This is a genomic window from Komagataeibacter europaeus (genome assembly GCF_002173515.1).
Classification (GTDB): Bacteria; Pseudomonadota; Alphaproteobacteria; order Acetobacterales; family Acetobacteraceae; genus Komagataeibacter; species Komagataeibacter europaeus.
Map to the genome: position 1 here is coordinate 1,859,862 of NZ_CP021467.1, position 18,298 is coordinate 1,878,159.

Annotated in this window: 13 protein-coding genes and 1 pseudogene; 8 read left to right on the plus strand and 6 right to left on the minus strand. The window is 59.4% G+C overall.

What is annotated here, in order from left to right; translation table 11 throughout:
* Positions 1-51: 51 nt before the first annotated feature.
* On the minus strand, positions 52-474 hold the full coding sequence (locus tag S101446_RS08565; protein WP_087608138.1) for a CopG family transcriptional regulator: 423 nt from the start codon (positions 472-474) through the stop codon (positions 52-54).
* Positions 471-2,470, minus strand: a pseudogene (locus S101446_RS08570) (conjugal transfer protein TraG). Before S101446_RS08570 ends, S101446_RS08565 begins: the two are co-directional and overlap by 4 nt.
* A 289-nt stretch (positions 2,471-2,759) precedes the next feature.
* Here S101446_RS08570 and S101446_RS08575 point away from each other — a divergent pair.
* Positions 2,760-3,662: a LysR family transcriptional regulator gene (locus tag S101446_RS08575; protein WP_087608139.1), complete on the plus strand. Its 903-nt coding sequence runs from the start codon at positions 2,760-2,762 to the stop codon at positions 3,660-3,662.
* A gap of 289 nt (positions 3,663-3,951) precedes the next feature.
* On the opposite strand, the gene S101446_RS08580 is transcribed toward S101446_RS08575, so the two are convergent.
* The 3 genes from S101446_RS08580 to S101446_RS08590 form a co-directional block, all read right to left on the minus strand.
* Positions 3,952-6,456, minus strand: coding sequence for a TonB-dependent siderophore receptor (locus tag S101446_RS08580; protein WP_244184126.1), 2,505 nt, complete (start codon positions 6,454-6,456; stop codon positions 3,952-3,954).
* A gap of 407 nt (positions 6,457-6,863) precedes the next feature.
* A complete protein-coding gene (locus tag S101446_RS08585; RefSeq protein WP_167376427.1) occupies positions 6,864-7,835 on the minus strand; it encodes a FecR family protein in 972 nt (323 codons plus the stop codon).
* Between the two features lie 130 nt (positions 7,836-7,965).
* Positions 7,966-8,472: an RNA polymerase sigma factor gene (locus tag S101446_RS08590; RefSeq protein WP_087608142.1), complete on the minus strand. Its 507-nt coding sequence runs from the start codon at positions 8,470-8,472 to the stop codon at positions 7,966-7,968.
* Between the two features lie 453 nt (positions 8,473-8,925).
* Here S101446_RS08590 and S101446_RS08595 point away from each other — a divergent pair, with 453 nt between their 5' ends.
* From S101446_RS08595 to S101446_RS08625, 7 genes are all read left to right on the plus strand, one after another.
* A complete protein-coding gene (locus S101446_RS08595) occupies positions 8,926-10,164 on the plus strand; it encodes a PepSY-associated TM helix domain-containing protein (protein WP_087608143.1) in 1,239 nt (412 codons plus the stop codon).
* Positions 10,161-10,412, plus strand: coding sequence for a hypothetical protein (locus S101446_RS08600; RefSeq protein ID WP_087608144.1), 252 nt, complete (start codon positions 10,161-10,163; stop codon positions 10,410-10,412). The genes S101446_RS08595 and S101446_RS08600 overlap by 4 nt, the downstream gene beginning before the upstream one ends.
* The gene (exbB, locus tag S101446_RS08605; RefSeq protein WP_087608145.1) at positions 10,409-11,155 is read left to right on the plus strand and encodes a tonB-system energizer ExbB; all 747 of its coding nucleotides are present in this window, start codon (positions 10,409-10,411) and stop codon (positions 11,153-11,155) included. The genes S101446_RS08600 and exbB overlap by 4 nt, the downstream gene beginning before the upstream one ends.
* A gap of 5 nt (positions 11,156-11,160) precedes the next feature.
* A complete protein-coding gene (gene exbD, locus S101446_RS08610) occupies positions 11,161-11,670 on the plus strand; it encodes a TonB system transport protein ExbD (RefSeq protein WP_087608146.1) in 510 nt (169 codons plus the stop codon).
* Positions 11,667-12,542, plus strand: a complete 876-nt coding sequence (locus tag S101446_RS08615) for an energy transducer TonB family protein (RefSeq protein WP_087608147.1) — start codon at positions 11,667-11,669, stop codon at positions 12,540-12,542. The genes exbD and S101446_RS08615 overlap by 4 nt, the downstream gene beginning before the upstream one ends.
* 56 nt (positions 12,543-12,598) lie before the next feature.
* Entirely contained in the window at positions 12,599-13,117 is a 519-nt protein-coding gene (locus S101446_RS08620) for a Fur family transcriptional regulator (protein WP_087608148.1), read from the plus strand.
* Between the two features lie 93 nt (positions 13,118-13,210).
* Positions 13,211-16,474, plus strand: a complete 3,264-nt coding sequence (locus tag S101446_RS08625; protein ID WP_087608149.1) for an efflux RND transporter permease subunit — start codon at positions 13,211-13,213, stop codon at positions 16,472-16,474.
* Positions 16,475-16,500: 26 nt separating this feature from the next.
* On the opposite strand, the gene S101446_RS08630 is transcribed toward S101446_RS08625, so the two are convergent.
* Positions 16,501-18,243, minus strand: a complete 1,743-nt coding sequence (locus S101446_RS08630; protein WP_087608150.1) for a relaxase/mobilization nuclease domain-containing protein — start codon at positions 18,241-18,243, stop codon at positions 16,501-16,503.
* Positions 18,244-18,298: the final 55 nt, after the last annotated feature.

Here is an 18,298-nt window from a genome sequence, read left to right on the forward strand (position 1 = left end):
TAGATAAAGATTAAGACAGACCAGTATAGGGCACATCTCCTACGATATCGGTCACGAAAGCACTTCCTGCTCCCCACTCAAATCCTGATGCAAACGGTGTCCGGTACTTAAATGCCGCGCCAACGTCTCAATGAACTGTTCATAACGCGCAGTCGCCTGGGCGCGGGCAGCGGCCGCAGTCGGCTCGGGCAACGGTGGCGTTGTGAGCAGCCAGAAGCGAATGAAAAGCGCCAGTGTCTCGACGTTGATCCCAAGGTCTCGCTCCATGTGACCGATCCGGCGATCAAGCCGTTCCAGTCGTCGGTTCAGCGCCCCCTCACCTTTTCCGTCCTCTGGGGAAAGAAAGGCGGCCAAAGCCGTTTCGACCAGCATGGACTGGGACTGGCGACGACGTGTAGCGAGATCGCCGAGGGTCTCCGCCAAAACCGGGTCCAGATAGACCGTAATCTGCTGCTTCCTGCGCGCTCGTTTCATGGACCTTCCATCTCCATGCCGTCATCCCGATCCAAGGCAGCCAGCCGTGTCATTCGCTGGAGATCCTCGAATTCCTGCCTGGCCCGCACGGAAGCATGATCGGGATCAAGGTCCGGGTCTTTGCGTTCATGCTCGTCCCGCCCCCGCTCGGCTTTCGGCGTGTGGGCTGCATCAAACTCGCGCGTCTGCTTCTGTCCTGCACCCATCGGTTCGTCAGAAGACGTTCCAGCCGATGTATCTTCATCTTCAGGAGGCATCTGGTCTGGCGTGGGTCTGCCACTCCAGTCATCTGCGCCCGCAGCGTCGCCGACAACCGAGGCGCAGGCGGCGGCAGGATGCGTTCCTGCAGGCGCGGATCGGCATAATAACGCGCCTTGCGGGCGCGCACTGGCGGTGTGCCGGCCGCCATGACAACCTCTTCGTTGGGTGGAAGCTGCATGATCTCGCCGGGCGTCAGCAGAGGCCGGGCGCTTTCCTGCCGGGAGACCATCAGATGCCCCAACCAGGGCGAGAGACGATGTCCGGCATAGTTTTTCTGTGCCCGGACCTCGGTAGCCGTGCCAAGGGCGTCAGACACACGTCGAGCCGTCCGCTCATCATTGGTCGCGAAACAGACACGGACATGGCAGTTGTCAAGAATGGAATTGTTCTGCCCGTAGGCTTTCTCGATCTGGTTGAGGCTCTGGGCAATCAGAAAGGCCTTGATGCCATACCCCGCCATGAAGGCGAGCGCGCTTTCAAAGAAGTCGAGGCGACCGAGTGCCGGGAACTCATCCAGCATGAGCAGAAGGCGATGATTTTTCTTCTGGTGCTTTAGGTCTTCCGTCAGGCGGCGACCGATCTGGTTGAGCACCAGGCGGATCAGCGGTTTGGTCCGGCTGATATCCGATGGCGGCACGCTGAGATAGAGCGTCGCGGGGCGGCCGCCACGCACGATATCGGTGATCCGCCACGTGCAGCGGGATGTCACCTTGGCCACGACCGGATCACGATACAGGCCCAGAAATGACATGGCGGTAGACAACACACCGGACCGTTCGTTGGGAGACTTGTTGAGCAGTTCCCGAGCGGCCGAGGCCACCACAGGGTGTGGCCCTGCCTCTCCCAGATGCTTCGTCCGCATCATCGCGCGCAATGTCGTCTCGATCGGCCGCTTCGGATCGGAAAGCAGGTTGGCCACGCCGCTGAGGGTCTTGTCCTTCTCCGCATACAGGATATGCAGGATGGCCCCGACCAGAAGGGAATGGCTTGTCTTTTCCCAGTGGCTGCGGCGTTCCAGCGAGCCCTCGGGATCGACCAGGACGTCAGCCACGTTCTGGGCGTCCCGCACCTCCCACTCACCCCGGCGGATTTCCAGCAAGGGGTTGTAGGCATCCGAGCGGGGATTGGTGGGATCAAACAGAAGGACACGGCTGAATGTTCCCCGGAAGCCTGCGGTCTCCTGCCAGTTCTCCCCCTTGATGTCATGCACGATGGCCGAACCCGGCCAGGTCAGGAGTGTCGGGATGACGAGACCCACGCCCTTGCCCGAGCGTGTGGGCGCGAAGCACAGAACATGCTCCGGGCCATTATGCCGAAGATAGGTCTTGCGGTGACAGCCCAGCACAACGCCGTCGGGATCGAGCAATCCGGATTTCTGCAGGTCTTCGGCGCTCGCCCATCGCGCGCTGCCATAGGTAGCGGCCCGTCTGGCCTCGCGCGCACGACGCACCGACATGGCGACAGCCACGAGAAATGCCAGCACACCACCCGAGCCAGCAACCCAGCCGCCCTGCGAGAAGATGTGCGGCGCGTAGGCGTCGAATTCATACCACCACCAGAAAACAAGCGGTGGCGCATAGACCGGCCAGTGATGGAACAAGATAAACCATGGATGGCCGAGTTCGGGCTGAAAGGCCAGTTGCCAGGCCACCCATTCTGTCGCTACCCACCAGGACAGAACAACCAGCGCCAGCACGACGCACAGATGTCCCCATAGGATCCGCGCTCCTGACATCGCCGTTTCCTCCTTTTCATCAATCGAGAAAAGGCGAGAGAAAGGCATAAATGCCAGCGCCGCAGACCCGGCCGCGCGGGTCGGCGTATCCGGGCGTAAAATTATCGCCGCTTGCGTGGGCTCTACGTCACAATCGAGCTTCAATAGGTTTTCACGGGGATGGCCTTCCCCCTGAGACGACGGCACTAGATCCACGCCGTTAATATCCGTAACGACGTTGTGAATCCTGCTGGATCGCCTGCCCCCATTTTCTGCTTAAAATTCAGGCGTTAGGCGCATCTAGGTTGTTATGACGATCGAAATCCGCCACCTGCGGTCCGCGCTCGCGGCCGCTGAGCATCGCAGCCTCCGCAAGGCGGCAACTGCATCGGGCATACGTGCCGCCCTTCTTTCCAAGGACATCCGCCTGCTGGAAGACATGATTGGCTGCACGCTCTTTATCCGTACGCCGTCGGGCGTACGCCCGACGTCCCATGGCATCGACTTCCTGCATGTGGCGCGACAGATCGTCCATGATGTGGATATGCTGGCGAACAGTCCCGGTTTCGGCGCCAGACAGACAGCGCGGCGCCTCACAATCGGTTATTATACGTCTGTCTCGACCGGAAGTCTCCGGGCAACGCTGGGAGAGTTCCAACGTCGGCACCCGACCATTCCGTGGAAGTTTGTGGGCGGTAGCCGTGCATCACTGTTGCAGAAGGTCGAAACTGGACAGGTCGATATCGCAATTGTCACCGCGGGCGGACTGGAATGGCAGGATGCATTGCTCAGGCTCTGGTCGGAACGCTGTGTGGTCGCACTGCGGTCCGATCATAAGCTCGCAGCACTTCCCGTGCTGGAATGGAGCCTTCTGCGTCATGAGCGTTTTCTCATCAGCACGCAGGATCCCGGACCGGAGATTGCCGACATCATCCGCCACTATCTCTCGGTCGATGTGCGCGCCCCCAATCTCGTGACGCACGATATGGAGACACAGTTTCTCAAACCCTTCGTGGCGGAAAATGGCAGTGTGATGGTCGACTATGAAAGCGCAACGGGAGACGGCCTGACCAACATTGCCTACCGGCAGGTGCTCAACGGCCGCCAGCCCGTCGAACTGCGTTTTGTGGCCTGCTGGCGGGCCGATAATCCCAACCCGTCTCTGCTTCGTTTTCTCCAGTTACTCCGTGAACGTTATCCGGATATATCCTGACAAAGACGCAAAAATCCCGCGGCTCTAAAAATAATTTGGAAATACCAACCATTCAATGCCCGCACGTCGGTCGCGCATGCTGCAAGCATCACTCTCGAATCTTGCACAATGCGATATCACGATTTTTGCACAGGTCACCTAACGAACGTTGCAAGCGCAACCCGCGCTTCTTGCATGCGTCATCCTTCGGAACTTGCAGCAGCGTTGCCCCACGACTTTGGCATCGAAGCGAGGGGCAATACACTGAGTCTAAACAAAGAAAATCGGAGCAGTTTCGGGCGATAAAATTTCACCAGCTATATGAAAGATTTCCATAAACTCGGCGACCTTGGCCATAAGCGCAGGTTCCGCCATAACTGCTGGTTCCACAGCCGGTTACATAGCGAGTATTAGCAATATTAGACATTGCTAACCGTGCCTGTAACCCTTTCAAACCCGACCAAACGTTTCCAAAATCCATATGTGCGCCGACGTCAAATAAAATGTAATCAGGGACTTTATATGAATTGGCATTGTCAGCGTAGCTTGAACCGATGTAGCGCGCACCGAAATTCACGCCTAACCCATGAAAAATATTACGCGGAAGCGTATAATCTACAAACATGTTAGCCATATTTCGTGGTAATCCACTGATATATTTTCCCTGCTCAGAAACTTTTCCTAAATTGGCACCAGACATACTACGCAAAACGACCGTGGTGTCGCTGCTCGTGACTCGCGTATCGTTAAACGTGTATGATGCCGTAAGATGAAGGTCATGTGTTATATTGGCGTGAGCTGAAAGCTCAACACCTTTAGATGTCACAGTACCAGCATCTGACTCGTAACCTGGATTTTCAGTATCAGTGATTTCATAATGGTTTTCTTTAATATGGTATGCAGCAGCAGTCAGAAGAACATCAATTCCTGGTATCAAATACTTTAATCCCGCTTCATACTGCTTCCCCGTCAAAGGTTTTATTGGCTGTCCATTATATTGAAATGCACCAACCTGTGGAATAAATGACGTTGCGTAACTAAAATATGGTGTCAAACCAAAATTAAAATTGTATGTAAAACCTGCTCTCCATGTAAATTTAGAAGCTTTTTCTCCCGTATTACTATCAAAGTGGACTGGTGTAATTACACCTCCTTGATTATCTCCAGTATAAAAAGGACCGCTGTCATTAAACCAATCTTGTCTTCCACCCAGCAAGACAGAGAGATTTTTAAATTTTATCTGATCTTGAAAATAGACACCTTTTTGGAATAACGTCTCATTTGTATTTTGTATAGATACAGTGTTAGGGCAGCTTAATTCATAGCACGGATGAACATTATAATATACAGGGTTCCATATATTTATTGATGGTATACCATCAAGATCGTATGCAATATCTTGTATCCAATGTATCCGCCTAAAATCTACTCCAGCAACTAGTGTCTGTTTCACTGGGCCAGTGTCAACATGACCTATGACACGACTGTCAAGGCCAAGTGTTTTTTGGAACGCAGATGTGCCCCATGCAGCGCGAGGGTATGTCTCTCCATCGGCCTGCAGACCTTGCCGTAAGTATAATTGACTTCCATGAGAAGTAGAATCTTCATATCGAAATGTCTGTTGAAACTCCCATTTTTTATTAAATTTATGAGAAAACTGATATTCAAAATCAGCTTCGCTTGTGTAATTCCTATTAACCCCAGGATCGAATAAATACCTGCTCCTGGGAATATATCCATATTTCCCTGGAACTAAAGTGCCGATGCTTGGATATAATCCGCTAAGTCCCGCATCTGGAGTATACATATATTCTCCAAGAACGGTCACGCTGGTTTTATCATCAATATCCCATTTGAGTGATGGCAAGACGCCGACACGCTTATAATTCACATAGTCCTGTTGTGTGCCTTGTGTCACACCAATTCCAGCAATTCGATATTTAACGTTACCTGATTTCGTGACTTTATCAGCGACATCAAATGTCGCCTCATATCGTCCCCAATTCCCAAACCCGACAGTCACATTCCGAATGGGAGTATCAGTTGGTTGTTTTAAACGCGTAGCAACAAGACCACCAGGTCCAACTTGTCCGTATAGTACAGATGCTGGTCCCATCAGAGTTTCAACCCTCTCGACGAAAGCTGTTTCTCCCGCAGAACTGGATTGTGACATAATGCCATCAACGTACTGAGTAGATGCGAAGCCTCGCATCATAATGCTGCCAGTTCCGTTAGCGAGACTGCCATTTGCGCTTCCGTTAGAGGCTGTCCCTTTCATGTCCACGACGCCCGGTAAGTACTGCAATGCCTCAAGTACATTTTGGGACTGGCGATCTATAATTTCTTGCTTAGTGACCACGTAAACTGAATTAGGTATTTCTGTAATTGGTGTATCGGTTTTCGTGCCTGCTTCGGTATAGTGCGCGACGTAACCAACACCAGGACCCGTGGCAGATTCTTTACCCAATGTGCCACCAACGCGAACCGGACCAAGGGTTATATTCGCCGCCTTGGGTGCGGGCACAATCTGGAAAGCCTGTTCTCCCAGCGTCTGATATGACAACCCACTTCCCTGCAGAAGCCGCGCCAACGCTTCGCTAGACGTAAACTGCCCATGCAACCCAGTAGTCGTATGACCCGCCAGTGTCGGCGCCTGCGATGTCACCTGAATGCGAGATTGTGCACTGAACGACACAAGCGCGCTCGACAACGATCCGGCAGGAATACTGAAGCTGAATTTTGGCTGATTCTGTGCAGTCTCTGCCCGCGCTCTGGTCGGGACAAAGGACGTCAGCGCAGTGGTGGTGGCGAGCATCAGGACCGATGCGGCTATCGGTCTCCTCAGAAATCCTGACGAATGCATGGGCGAGGCTCTTCCTGTCATCTCAGTTTTTAATGCAATTCATTTGCATCCAATGGGCATGGTAAGTGAGATGCTCGGGAGGGCCGTTTTTTCGGAAAAAATTTCAGATTCTTTTATTTTTTTTGCGTGATGCTCTTTATCACTCTGTTTAATAAGGGTTTTTTCTTTTCCATGAGGTTGCGTATTTTTCTGAATTCGGCCCCCACACCTCGGCACACTCTCCCAGACAGTGCTGTCCTCTCGCAGAGGCCATTTCCTGCGATTTGAAGCATGTCACGTCCGCTGCCGTGTATGCGGGGCTGAATCGATGTCTGTGAGAACGCCTTACGAGCAACGAGAAACCAGCCCGTCAGACTGTCTCAGCGCCCCGTCACAAGTGCAAACCAGGGCGTTACGGACATGACCTTTCCCCCATAGGGATGCACAATCAGTTGCAGCGACGTTTCCGGATGATGCAGGTCGTAGGAACCGCTAACCTTGCGTGCTGCCAGCGTGTCATGCGCGACGATGATCCGGGTGCTGGTCCAGGGCTGGAGCGCTGCCACCATGTCAGCGATGGTATTGTCCTGTGCCACAAGCATTCCGTCACGCCAAAGCCCGATAGTCTCGGGTGCCTGCGTATCGGATATGACCTGGGTGCCTCTGACATCGACACGATCCCCCGCATAAAGGTCTCGCTCCAGGCCGATACTTCCCTTTGCTAACACATGCACGGCCCCTTCCCGCACTGCCACGGACGTCTCGTCGCCGTCCGTTCGGGCATCGAACATCGTGCCGATATCCGTCGTCGTCACCGGTCCGGCAATTACAGTAAACGGCCGACTGGCATCATGATGCACCACGAAATAGGCTTCGCCTTGCAGCAGATCGATCCGTCGCTCATGAGCGGTCATATGCATGGCGACTGCGGAACGCGGTGCCAGAATGATCTCACTGCCGTCGGCCAGATGGATGTCCTGTGTCACGCCTGCCCGCGTGTAATGGTCCGCCCGCAGACGTAGTGACAGGTCGGGCACGAACACGAAGGCGGCTATACAGGCGGCCATGGCAAAGCCGGCAAATGCGGCGACCTTTAGCTTTCTTCTGCCAGTGCGATCGTTCGCCGGACTACCCCAGAACCTTCTACGGGCGCCGCCCCGCCTCTTGCGCTCCGGTGGGGCCAGATCGAGTACGCCCAGCGTCTCATTGATTTCCGCCCAGGCCTGTCGGTGCAACGGGCTTTCCTGCAGCCATGCCTCGAACTGGCGGCGCAGTTCGGGATCGTTCGGCTCTTCTCGGAGATAGATATGCCAGCCTGCAGCTGCCTCATCGGGACTGCGGGACTCAGCCATGCCGCGCCTCCCCTGTCCCGGAACGGAAGAGACAAGCCGGGTGGAACGCAGCAGGCAGGATCGCAAGGTCATACCGATAAGATGCGCGGCATCCCCGGTTTTTCAGAAAATAATTCAAATCCACCGAGGCCTACTGCCCTTCCTTGCGTATCCGGTTACAGGCTGCCAGCCCTTCGGTGATCAGACCATGCACCATCGGAATGGATACACCCAGCACGGCGGCGACTTCCCGCAATTTCATCCCTTCAAAATGATACATGCGAATGGCCTCCGCCTGTCGCTCGGGCATGGCATCAAGCGCATCCATCACACGCATCATCGTTTCACGGGCCGCTACAGTTTCTTCGGGTGATGCGGCATCATCGGGAACGGTCGCCGTAACAACGTCAAAGTCCACCTCGCTCATCCGCTCGATTTTTGTCCGGCGTGCACGCGTCATCAGAAGGTTGCGAACGATGGTCCGTAGGTAGCTTCCGGGCGAGGCTATCGTGCTGGCGGACTGCCGCGCAAAGAGCACCCACGCATCCTGCACGATGTCTTCCGCCAGCACGCTGTCACCCGACAACTGTCGCGCATAGGACAGAAGGCCGGGACGGTGAGCCTCGTAAAGCTCAAGGGACGGATGTTTGGACTTCAAGACAAGTGGTTCCCGATGCCTTCACAATACCAGCATTCAGAAATTAAGAAGGATTCGCAATTGTGATGGCACAGGGTCCGACTTTCCGCAAGATTTAGCAGCAGACCGCCGGTTTCGCCGGTGTTCAGCGAGGATCGATGAACAGGATGTCTGCGCTGGAAGAAAGGCTGTTTTCTGCGGGTAAGATGCAAGTCCTTCGAAAACCGCATATCACGTGTCTGTCATTCATCGCTCTTTTTTCTGAAAAAACGGCATCGCCAAGCATCCATACTCCCAGCAGGGGTTCGCCCCGTTTTTATTCCGGACGCCGTCGTCGACTGCGGGTTCCGGGCACGCAGGGAGAGTTCATATGCAGCACGGTTGCCCGCCTTTCCGCCATACAGTTGCGATTCAGTGTTATTCTTATTCCTTCAAGAGTAGCAGACCGGCAGTATTCGTCGGCGCGTTTGTGCCATGACCACCCGCACGCTTCGTCGCTGGTTTGTGGTCCATAAATGGACGAGCCTGGTCTGCACGCTATTCCTGCTGATCGTGTGCGTGACCGGCCTGCCGCTGCTGTTTTCCGAGCAGATCTGGGACATTTTCGTGGGTGATGATGACCCGCCGTATGAAGTTCTCCCGCCGGGAACGCCGAACGCCAGTCTGGATGTCATCGTGGAGAAGGCACGCGCACTCTATCCCGGCCAGATCATCACCAATGTGAATCCGGACGACGATGAGCCGGCTGTTCTGGTTTCGATGGCCCCAAGCTGGCAGGCTCTGCGGGACGACGAGACCTATCCCGACCGGCATTCCGGTCACTGGATCAAGTTCGACGCCCGCACGGCGAAGGTGCTGGAGCAGTCGCGTCCGGCGGATGCGCCCAAGGAGCCGCGCACCTGGACCGGCATCATCATGGGCATCTGCAACCGGCTTCATACCAGCCTGTTTGCCTATCTGCCCGGTCGGCTGTTTCTCGGCGCGATGGGCGGCGTTTTTGTCGCCTCGCTGGTGTCCGGCACGGTGCTGTATGGCCGCTTCATGAAGCGGCTGCCGTTCGGTTCGGTCAGGAGGGATCGCGCTTCACGCCTGACATGGCTGGACCTGCACAACCTGCTGGGGGCCGCAACACTGGTCTGGGCGACGGTGGTGGGCTTTACCGGGCTGGTCAACGAACTCCAGACGCCACTGTTCGGCCTGTGGCGCGTGACCGATGTGCGGCAGATTTTGCGTCCCTATGCCAACCTGCCCGTGCCGTCGCAGGACCATCTGTCCTCGGTGCAGGCGGCGTTCGACACGGCGGCAAAGGCGGCTCCCGGCAATGAGGTGACTGGCCTGTCCTTCCCCGGAGCCTCCTTCGGCAGTCCAGTGCATTACGTGCTCTGGACGCGCGGCGCGACACCTTTGCGGGCGCGCCTGTTCACGCCGGTGCTGGTCGATGCCCGCACGGGCGAGCTGACCGGGGCGTATCCGATGCCGTGGTATCTCCGCTTTTTGGAAATTTCCCGCCCCCTGCATTTCGGTGATTACGGCGGCATGCCGCTGAAAATCCTGTGGGCGCTGCTCGATGTGGTGGTGATCGGCGTGCTGGTCAGCGGTCTGGTGCTGTGGGCCGGCAAGCGCAGGATTGCCACCGACGCCCGGCTGCGGGCGCTGGGTTATGATCTGGATGACGCGGACGACGTGCCTGCTCTGGTGGAGGGCACGCGATGAACGCCGTCTCTCCCGAAACCCCTATGTCATCCCAACCTGTTTCGACATCACGTCACCCCGTCGCCGTCTGGCCGTGGCCGATCGCGCTGGGCCTGCTCACCATCTTCGGCCTGCTGTCCGCCCTGCTGGGTCAGCATGGCGTCTGGCTGGCCCTGTCCTGGGCGGCTCTGTCCATTTCCCTCATTGTTACGGTCATCTGCCTGATCCGGGCGTGGCGCGGACCGTCTTCCAAAGGAGGTCTCTCATGACCGATCTTGCTCCCATTTCCTTTTCCCCGTGGGACATGTTCCTCAATGCCGGGCCTGTGGTCCGCTGCGTGATGATCCTGCTGGCCGTGGCCAGTCTGCTGACCTGGACCATCTTTATCGCCAAGTCGGTCGAACTGCTGCGGGTGCGCATGAAGCTGGCCAAAGCCGAGCAGACGCTGGAGCAGGCCAACACGCTGGATCTCGGCGAGGAAGGCACACGCCAGAACGGCATCGCCCACACGCTGGTCATGGCCGCCGAGACGGAGCGCAAGCGTTCACAGGACATCCCCGACGACAGCGAGGGCCTGAAGGAACGCATCGTCCTGCACCTCGAACGGCTGGAAGCGGCCGAGGGCCGCCGCCTCCTGCGCGGCACCGGCGTGCTGGCCACCATCGGGGCAACCTCGCCCTTCATCGGCCTGTTCGGCACGGTCTGGGGCATCATGACGTCCTTCACCGGCATCGCCGCCAGCAAGGCGACCAGCCTGGCCGTGGTGGCCCCCGGCATCGCAGAGGCTCTGCTGGCGACAGCCCTCGGTCTGGTCGCCGCCATCCCGGCGGTGGTGATCTACAACCACCTTGCCCGTCAGACAGCCTCCTGTCGTGCCCAGGTAGCCGACCTCACCGCGCTGGTTATGCGTCTGGTCTCGCGTGATCTCGGCCGGATGCAGGCGCTGACCGCCAGCGGACAGGTGGTGCGGCTTGGTGCGTCGCGTGACGCCCGCACGGTGGCCGGGGAGTAGGCGGCATGATCCGTATCCGTCACGCCGATGAGAGTCCGCACGAGGCCAGCGAGATCAATGTCACGCCGTTCATCGACGTGATGCTGGTGCTGCTGGTGATCTTCATGGTCACCGCCCCACTGACCACGGTGAACGTGCCGGTGGACCTGCCGTCCTCGACCGAGAAACCCACGCCACGCCCGGACGATCCCGTGTTCCTGACCGTAAAAGCCGATCACGGTCTGGCGCTGGGAGAGGACGATATCTCCGCCGATGCGCTTCCCGGCGCGCTGGAAACTGCGACCAAGGGCAACAAGGATGAGCGCATCTTCCTGCGCGCCGACAAGACCGTGGATTACGGCACGCTGATGGGCGTGATGGATAAGCTGCGTTCCGCCGGATATCTCAAGGTCGCCCTCGTGAATCTTCAGGGGCAGAAGGAAGGCAGCGAGGCGGGGTCAACACCAGTACCGTCTGGCAACACTGCTGCGCCAGTATCCGCTACGACAGTTCCGGCAGCGGGTGCTACCCCATGAGCGGTGTCGCCGACATGACGCAGGCCGAGGGGAGTGTTGAGGCCAACACGGTCCCGTCCTCCTTCTCCGAGTGGCAGCGCGGCCAACTCCGTCTGGCCCGGCGGGACGACACCATTCGCTGGGGCCTGTCCTTTCTCGTCGTGCTGGCGGTCGGTGGCGGAGCGATCTGGTGGATCATGCGTCTGCCGCCACCGGTCATGGCCGTGCCCGAACCACCGCCTGCCGCCATCGCCATCGATATGGCACCGGAACCGGTTTCGACACCGACGCCACCCACGGACCTGCCGCCGGGACCACAGCAGACCCAGTCCATTCCCGATCCGGCTCCGGTCGAACCACCCAAGATCACTGCACCACCTTCGCCCGCGCCCAATCCGCCGATCCCGGTGCCCAAGCCCGAGAAGCCAAAGAAACTGGTGAAGAAGCACAAGCCGGTGCCGATACTCAAAAAGCCGATCCCGGACAAGACGCCGCCGGCCGAGGCCACGACCGCACCGCCGTCAGCGGAAGCGCCTCCTGCTCCAACCCAGGCGGCTCCGGCACCGGGCGCCTCGTCCTCAAAGGCGTCACATGACCCGGTGACCTGGCAGGGCGCGCTGCTGGCCCAACTGGAAAAATTCAAGCGCTACCCGTCTGACGCCATGGCCGATCACCAGGAAGGCGTGCCCACCGTGACCTTCTCCATGGACCGCAAGGGGCATGTGCTCTCGGTCACGCTCGCCAGCAGTTCCGGCCATCCACTGCTGGATCAGGAGGCAGTCGCCCTGCCCAAACGGGCCCAGCCACTACCCATTCCACCGGACAGTGTCGCAGGAGATCCGCTCACCCTGACGGTGCCCGTCGAATTCTACATCCATGCCGGTGGAAACTGAGGTTTTCGCCGTTCTGGTTTTCATTCTCTTTCTCTGATCGTGACAGGATCAAACCCATGCTCGCCTTTTCCGAATACCGCCGTTCCTCGCCGTCCCTGAGTGAAATCCGTCCTGGCATGGGCGCCAGCCGCAGCGCCGTACGCAGGCTGGAAGACCGCTGCGAAGAGGTCGGCATCAAGATGACCGATCTGCGGCGCATCCTGCTGCATGGCATCCTCGAAGCTGGGCCACGGGCGACGGCAGTGGAAATCTGGAAAACGCTGGGAAAAATGATGGAGGATGGGCACGCGCCCTCGCAGGGATCGATCCAGCGCAATCTCAATCTCTTTGTGGAGCGGGGCATCCTGCGCCGGGATGTCACACCCGACCGGCAGTGGCTCTACAGCGTGGCGCCGGAACGCAAGGCAGCCCTTGCGATCACCTTCGTGGAAGCCGGCACGGGTCGGAAGATCGCCTGCAACGCGCCGGAAGTCGCCACGCTGCTGCGCCGGGTCGCGGCCGAGCACGGTCTGGCGGTGCAGGCCGCCGCCATCACGGTCACATCGTCAGCCGGGCATGATCTGGAGGTCCGCTGACAGACGCCGGATATTTTTTCGTCTTTCTCTGAAAAAATGCCCGCGTCGATCGTCTTATAGAGTGAGCCCTCCCGCAGGGACGGGACATCTTCCTTGAAATTCATCGCCTGGTTCGTCCGTCGCCCGGTGGCGACCCTCCTGCTACTGCTCTCCGCCGTGCTGTCGGGGCTGATGGCGCTGCCCTTCCTGCCGGTCTCGGACCTGCCCGATGTCGACCTGCCGGTGATCTCGGTCTCGGCGTCCAACGCCGGCGGTTCGCCCGAAATCATGGCCCGCACCGTGGCCGCCCCACTGGAGCGGCATCTGGGCAATATCGCCGGCGTCACGCAGATGATGTCCACCTCCACACGGGGGGAGACCTCCATCTCTCTAGGGTTTGAACTGGGACGCGATCTCAATGGCGCAGCGCGAGATGTGGAAGCGGCCATCCGCGCCGCCAGGCGCGACCTGCCGACCACGCCGGGATCGGACCCGCAATATCACCGTGCCAATCCCAATGCGACGCCGGTGCTGATCCTGGCAGTGACACCGGGCCTGCAGTCCATGGCGAAGCTGTATGATCTGGTGAACACGACACTGCGGCCCATGCTGCTGCAGGTGCAGGGGGTGGGGGATGTCACCCTTATGGGCAGTTCGGCTCCTGCGGTGCGGGTGGAGATGAACCCGCTGCTGTTTTTCAAATACGGCATGGGGTTCGAAAACCTGCGGGCAGCACTCGCCTCAGCCAACGCCCATACGCCGAAGGGCGTGATCGACATGGGCGACCGACGTTACCAGCTTGCCGTCAACGATCAGGCGGAGCATGCCGACGCGTATCGGGATCTGGTGATTGCCTACAAAAGCGGGCGCTCGATCCGGCTGCGGGACGTCGCCACTGTCACTGACAGCATGCAGGACGTGAATGCCGCCGCGTTCTTTGACGGGAAACCCGCGCTGACCCTGATGGTCCGCGCCCAGCCGGGAGCCAATCTGGTGGGCATCGTGGAAGCCGTAAAAGCCCGTTTGCCACAGTTGCGCACACTGATGCCGCCGGGCGCGGATATTACGGTGGCGCGGGATGGCTCGGCGGTGATCCGTTCCTCGCTGCATCATACGCTGGTGACATTGCTCGCGTCCTGCCTGCTGGCGCTGGCTGTGGTGTGGGTGTTCCTGCGCTCGTGGACGGCATCTGTGGCAGCCGCGATCATCGTGCCATGCTGCCTGATGGCCAGCCTCGGACCGATGCATCTGGCGGGGTTCGGGCTGGACAACCTCTCGCTCATGGCGCTGACGATGGTCACGGGTCTGGTGGTCGATGACGCCATCGTGGTGATCGAGAACATCATCCGCATGCGCGAGCGGGGATTATCGGTCGATGAAGCGGCCATTGCCGGGGCCAGCGAGGTGGCCTTTACGCTGCTCTCCATTACCGTGTCGGTGCTGGCGGTGTTCCTGCCGATCGGGCTGGCGTCCGGGCTGACGGGACGGCTGTTCCGGGAATTTGCCGGCACCGTCGGCATTGCCGTGACCGTCTCGCTGGTTCTGTCCTGCGTGGTGACCCCATGTCTGACGGCGTTGTGCATGCGATTTGCCGAAGACAGAACCGCCATTTATCCAGAAGTGTCTGCCGCAGATTTTCTGGATCATGAAAAACACAGAGGCAGCCTATATCGTCGCATTCTGGAAATCTGCCTGACCCATCCCGGTAAGACGGCCTTGCTGCTGCCATTGACCCTGCTGGTGGGCGTCTTTCTGTTCACCCGCATGCCAAAGGTCGTGTTCCCGCGTCAGGATATCGGCATCGTCTCGGGCGGGTCGCGCGGCAGCGGCAGTTCACTGGCCCAGACGAAGGCCCGGCTGGAACACTTCAGTCAGGTCTTGTTGTCCGATCCCGCTGTTAACCATGTCATCGCCTATCTGGATACGGGCGAGGGTTCCAGCCATGGCATGGTGTTCGCCACGCTGCGCGATCTCTCCACAGGGCGCGCTTCGGGGACCGAAGTGGCCGCCCGCGTCGTAGCCCGGATGGGAAAAGACATCCACGCCGAATACCATGCCCAGGCGCCGGGCAACATCATGATGCGGGTGGGGTCGAACAGCAGCGGGGTGAGCTACATCCTGCGCAGCGAGGATGACCGGCTTCTGGGACCAGCGACACGCAGGCTGGCAAAAGCCCTGCGGCATCACCCGGAGTTCACGGACGTGGACCCGGACGTCGATCCACCGGGACAGGGAATCACGCTGGCCATCGACCGTGACACCGCCGCCCGCGTCGGGGTCACGCCGCAGGTCATTGGCAACACCCTGTCCGACGCGCTGGGCCAGACCACGGCCTCGGTCGTCTACACGACACACGGGCAATACAATGTGGTGCTGACGGTGAAAAACCGCTTCCAGCGCGATCCGGAAATCCTGAAACAGTTCTGGATCAGTCCCTCGGGTGGGTCAGCGTCCGGCAGTTCGGCGTCCAACACCATCCGGGTGGTCACGTCGGCCACGGCCAGCACCACGGCATCGACCGGTGCGACGGCGTTTCGAAACCAGATCGCCAATTCACTGGCGGGTGGAGCGAATGCCTCGACCGGCTCGGCTGTGGCGACCGGGGTGGAGACACTGGTGCCGCTGTCGGTGGTGGCGCGAATGACCCCCAGCCTCGACCCGGTGGCCGTCACCCATATCGGCTATGCCAGCTCCGCCTCTCTGGCGCTGGAACTGGCGCCCGGTGTCAGCCTGTCACAGGCGCAGGCCATTATACGTGCGGAATGGCAGGCGCTGCATCTGCCGGAGACCATCACCGGGGAATTGCAGAGCGATGAAGGCGACGTCGGCAAAAGCACGCATGACAGCGAGATCCTGATCGTCGCGGCCATCCTGGCTGTCTGGATCACGCTGGGCATGCTCTATGAAAGCGTGTGGCACCCGCTGACCATTCTTTCCACCATTCCCTCGGCCGGGATCGGCGCGATCATGGCGCTCGATCTGTTCGGGCTGCCGTTCTCGGGCATGGCGGTCATCGCCATGCTGCTGCTGACCGGCATCTCGCTCAAGAATGCGATCCTGCTGGTGGATTTTGCCATCCACGCCGAACGCGAACGCGGCCTGACGTCACGGGACGCCATCTGCGAGGCCTGCCTGCTGCGCCTGCGGCCGATTGTCATGACCACCTGTGCCGCCGCCCTCGGCGCGCTGCCGCTCGTGCTGATGGGCGGCTACGGGATGGAGCTGCGTCAGCCGCTCGGCATCGCGCTGATCGGTGGTCTGCTCGTCAGTCAGGCACAGACCATGTTTACAACGCCAGCACTCTATCTGCTGGTGGGTCGGTGCGCCGATCACCTGCAACGCCTGAAACTACGATGGGTTCGGACACGTCGAACCTGAGCGTCCGCTCCCGCAGACAGATGGCGTCAGATTTCCAGCCCCTGATCCCGCCGTCTCCCGAACGACCAGTCGACACCGCCATTATCACGGGCGATCCCCGAGACCTCCCTGCCCCGCTGCTTTTCCAGCGAAGGCGTCCACGGCACCAACTGAAAGCCAAGCCCGTTATCAATCATTGCCATCCGACCGGATGCCAGCACGAAGCGCTGGTGATAAGTCCCAGACACATACTCGCCTGCATCGAATGGCTGGTGGGAAAGCCCCTGCTCCGCTTCCAGCCGTCGGGCCAGTTCACCGACCTCCCTTTCCCGGAGCGTGGCAATCATCCCGCGCGGATAGATGGTCTTCTCACCGTCACGTCGCGCCAGTCCCTGCTCGACCAGATGAGCACTGCGCTGGCGCAGAGCATCGCGGACCTCCGCCCCGAAGCCCGCCTTACCCAGCGCCACTGGATCACGGGCGACAAGCTGGCGGTCCAGCCATGTTGCGCCACGTGCCTGCACCTGTTCGCTGATCGACAGGTCCGAACGCATATCGAACGTAGTCCGTCGATGACCCTTGCCATCCTCATAGTTCCGTAATTCAACCAGACCACCGGGCGGGACATCCCCAGCAGCCTCCAGCGAAGGCAGATGGACATGATGTGTGCGCCCATCCACGCCATCGATTACGGCGTAGGCGTTCCCTTTCAGTTCATCATCCAGACCGCGTGCGACCAGACGCCCAATCACGGGCTCGGCCAGTTTCTCCCCGGCCAGCACCCAGGACGCCGAAGCGCGTTCGATCCCCTGCTCGCTCAGACCGCGATGGATGCGCTTGATGATGTCATTGCGCTGGCCCATCGCGCGCAAGGTGACCTCCGCCGTTTCATCAAGACGCCATTGCCCGACACGCACCTCATGGGCGAGACCCATGCGCTCCAGACGCCGTAGCCGTCCGACTTTCATAACCGCGAAGGCGTCAGGCTGCCGGTCTGGAGATGGCGCCAGATCGATAATGCCGCGTTGATCAGCGTCCTGCTGCAACTGCCGGTCCAGTTGGGTCCAGCGCTCCGCCTCTACCTGGCGCTCCACGTTCCGGCGGATTTCATTTTCAGTACGCGGCCCGAGTTCCAGGGTAACAAGATTTTGGGCACGGGCACGCAGGCCCTCGCGGATATAATCCTTCGAGATGACCAGATCCTCGCCAGCCTGATCCTTGCCCCGCACGATGACATGGACATGCGGGTTGTCGGTATTCCAGTGACTGACCGCCACCCAGTCAAGATGCGTGCCGAGATCCTGCTCGGCCTGCGTCATCAGTTCCCGCGTGAAAGTTTTCAGATCCGCCATGTCCACCGCATCCTCAGGTCCAACGATGAAGCGGAAATGATGCCGGTCATCCTGACACCGCTCGGCAAATTCACGCGCGGGCACATGGTCGCGCTCGGCCCCGAACAGCCGGGCCTTCTCCCCGTCCTTCGTGACACCTTCACGCTGGAGATAGGACAGATGGGCACGCAATGTAGCCCGTGCGCCATGTCGAACCACCCTCGCCTTGACGATGGCAAGCCGGGTGCGCCGCGACAGGAGACGGTTGGCACGCGCTACCGCTCCCCTGCCCCGCCCGAAGGTCGATGGTCCCTTGCGTCCGTTTGCCGATCCCGGGTGCCCCATGCCCCCGGCCCGGTTGGTCGCGGCCAGCACGCGCCCGATGAAAGACCGGCCTGGGCGGGCACGGGTCGAGCGGATGCGACCGGGCCTGACCCGGAAATCGTCATCGCGGGCCATGACGGGCCGTACCTTGCGCTAACATATTGAAAACAGGCCGATCATGCCGCCTGAG

Excerpts from the sequence above, each read along its gene's own strand:
- S101446_RS08565 (WP_087608138.1), bottom strand. The coding sequence starts at position 474 with ATGAAACGAGCGCGCAGGAAGCAGCAGATTACGGTCTATCTGGACCCG.
- S101446_RS08575 (WP_087608139.1), top strand. The coding sequence starts at position 2,760 with ATGACGATCGAAATCCGCCACCTGCGGTCCGCGCTCGCGGCCGCTGAG.
- S101446_RS08580 (WP_244184126.1), bottom strand. The coding sequence starts at position 6,456 with ATGCTCGCCACCACCACTGCGCTGACGTCCTTTGTCCCGACCAGAGCG.
- S101446_RS08585 (WP_167376427.1), bottom strand. The coding sequence starts at position 7,835 with ATGGCTGAGTCCCGCAGTCCCGATGAGGCAGCTGCAGGCTGGCATATC.
- S101446_RS08595 (WP_087608143.1), top strand. The coding sequence starts at position 8,926 with ATGACCACCCGCACGCTTCGTCGCTGGTTTGTGGTCCATAAATGGACG.
- S101446_RS08600 (WP_087608144.1), top strand. The coding sequence starts at position 10,161 with ATGAACGCCGTCTCTCCCGAAACCCCTATGTCATCCCAACCTGTTTCG.
- exbB (WP_087608145.1), top strand. The coding sequence starts at position 10,409 with ATGACCGATCTTGCTCCCATTTCCTTTTCCCCGTGGGACATGTTCCTC.
- exbD (WP_087608146.1), top strand. The coding sequence starts at position 11,161 with ATGATCCGTATCCGTCACGCCGATGAGAGTCCGCACGAGGCCAGCGAG.
- S101446_RS08615 (WP_087608147.1), top strand. The coding sequence starts at position 11,667 with ATGAGCGGTGTCGCCGACATGACGCAGGCCGAGGGGAGTGTTGAGGCC.
- S101446_RS08620 (WP_087608148.1), top strand. The coding sequence starts at position 12,599 with ATGCTCGCCTTTTCCGAATACCGCCGTTCCTCGCCGTCCCTGAGTGAA.
- S101446_RS08630 (WP_087608150.1), bottom strand. The coding sequence starts at position 18,243 with ATGGCCCGCGATGACGATTTCCGGGTCAGGCCCGGTCGCATCCGCTCG.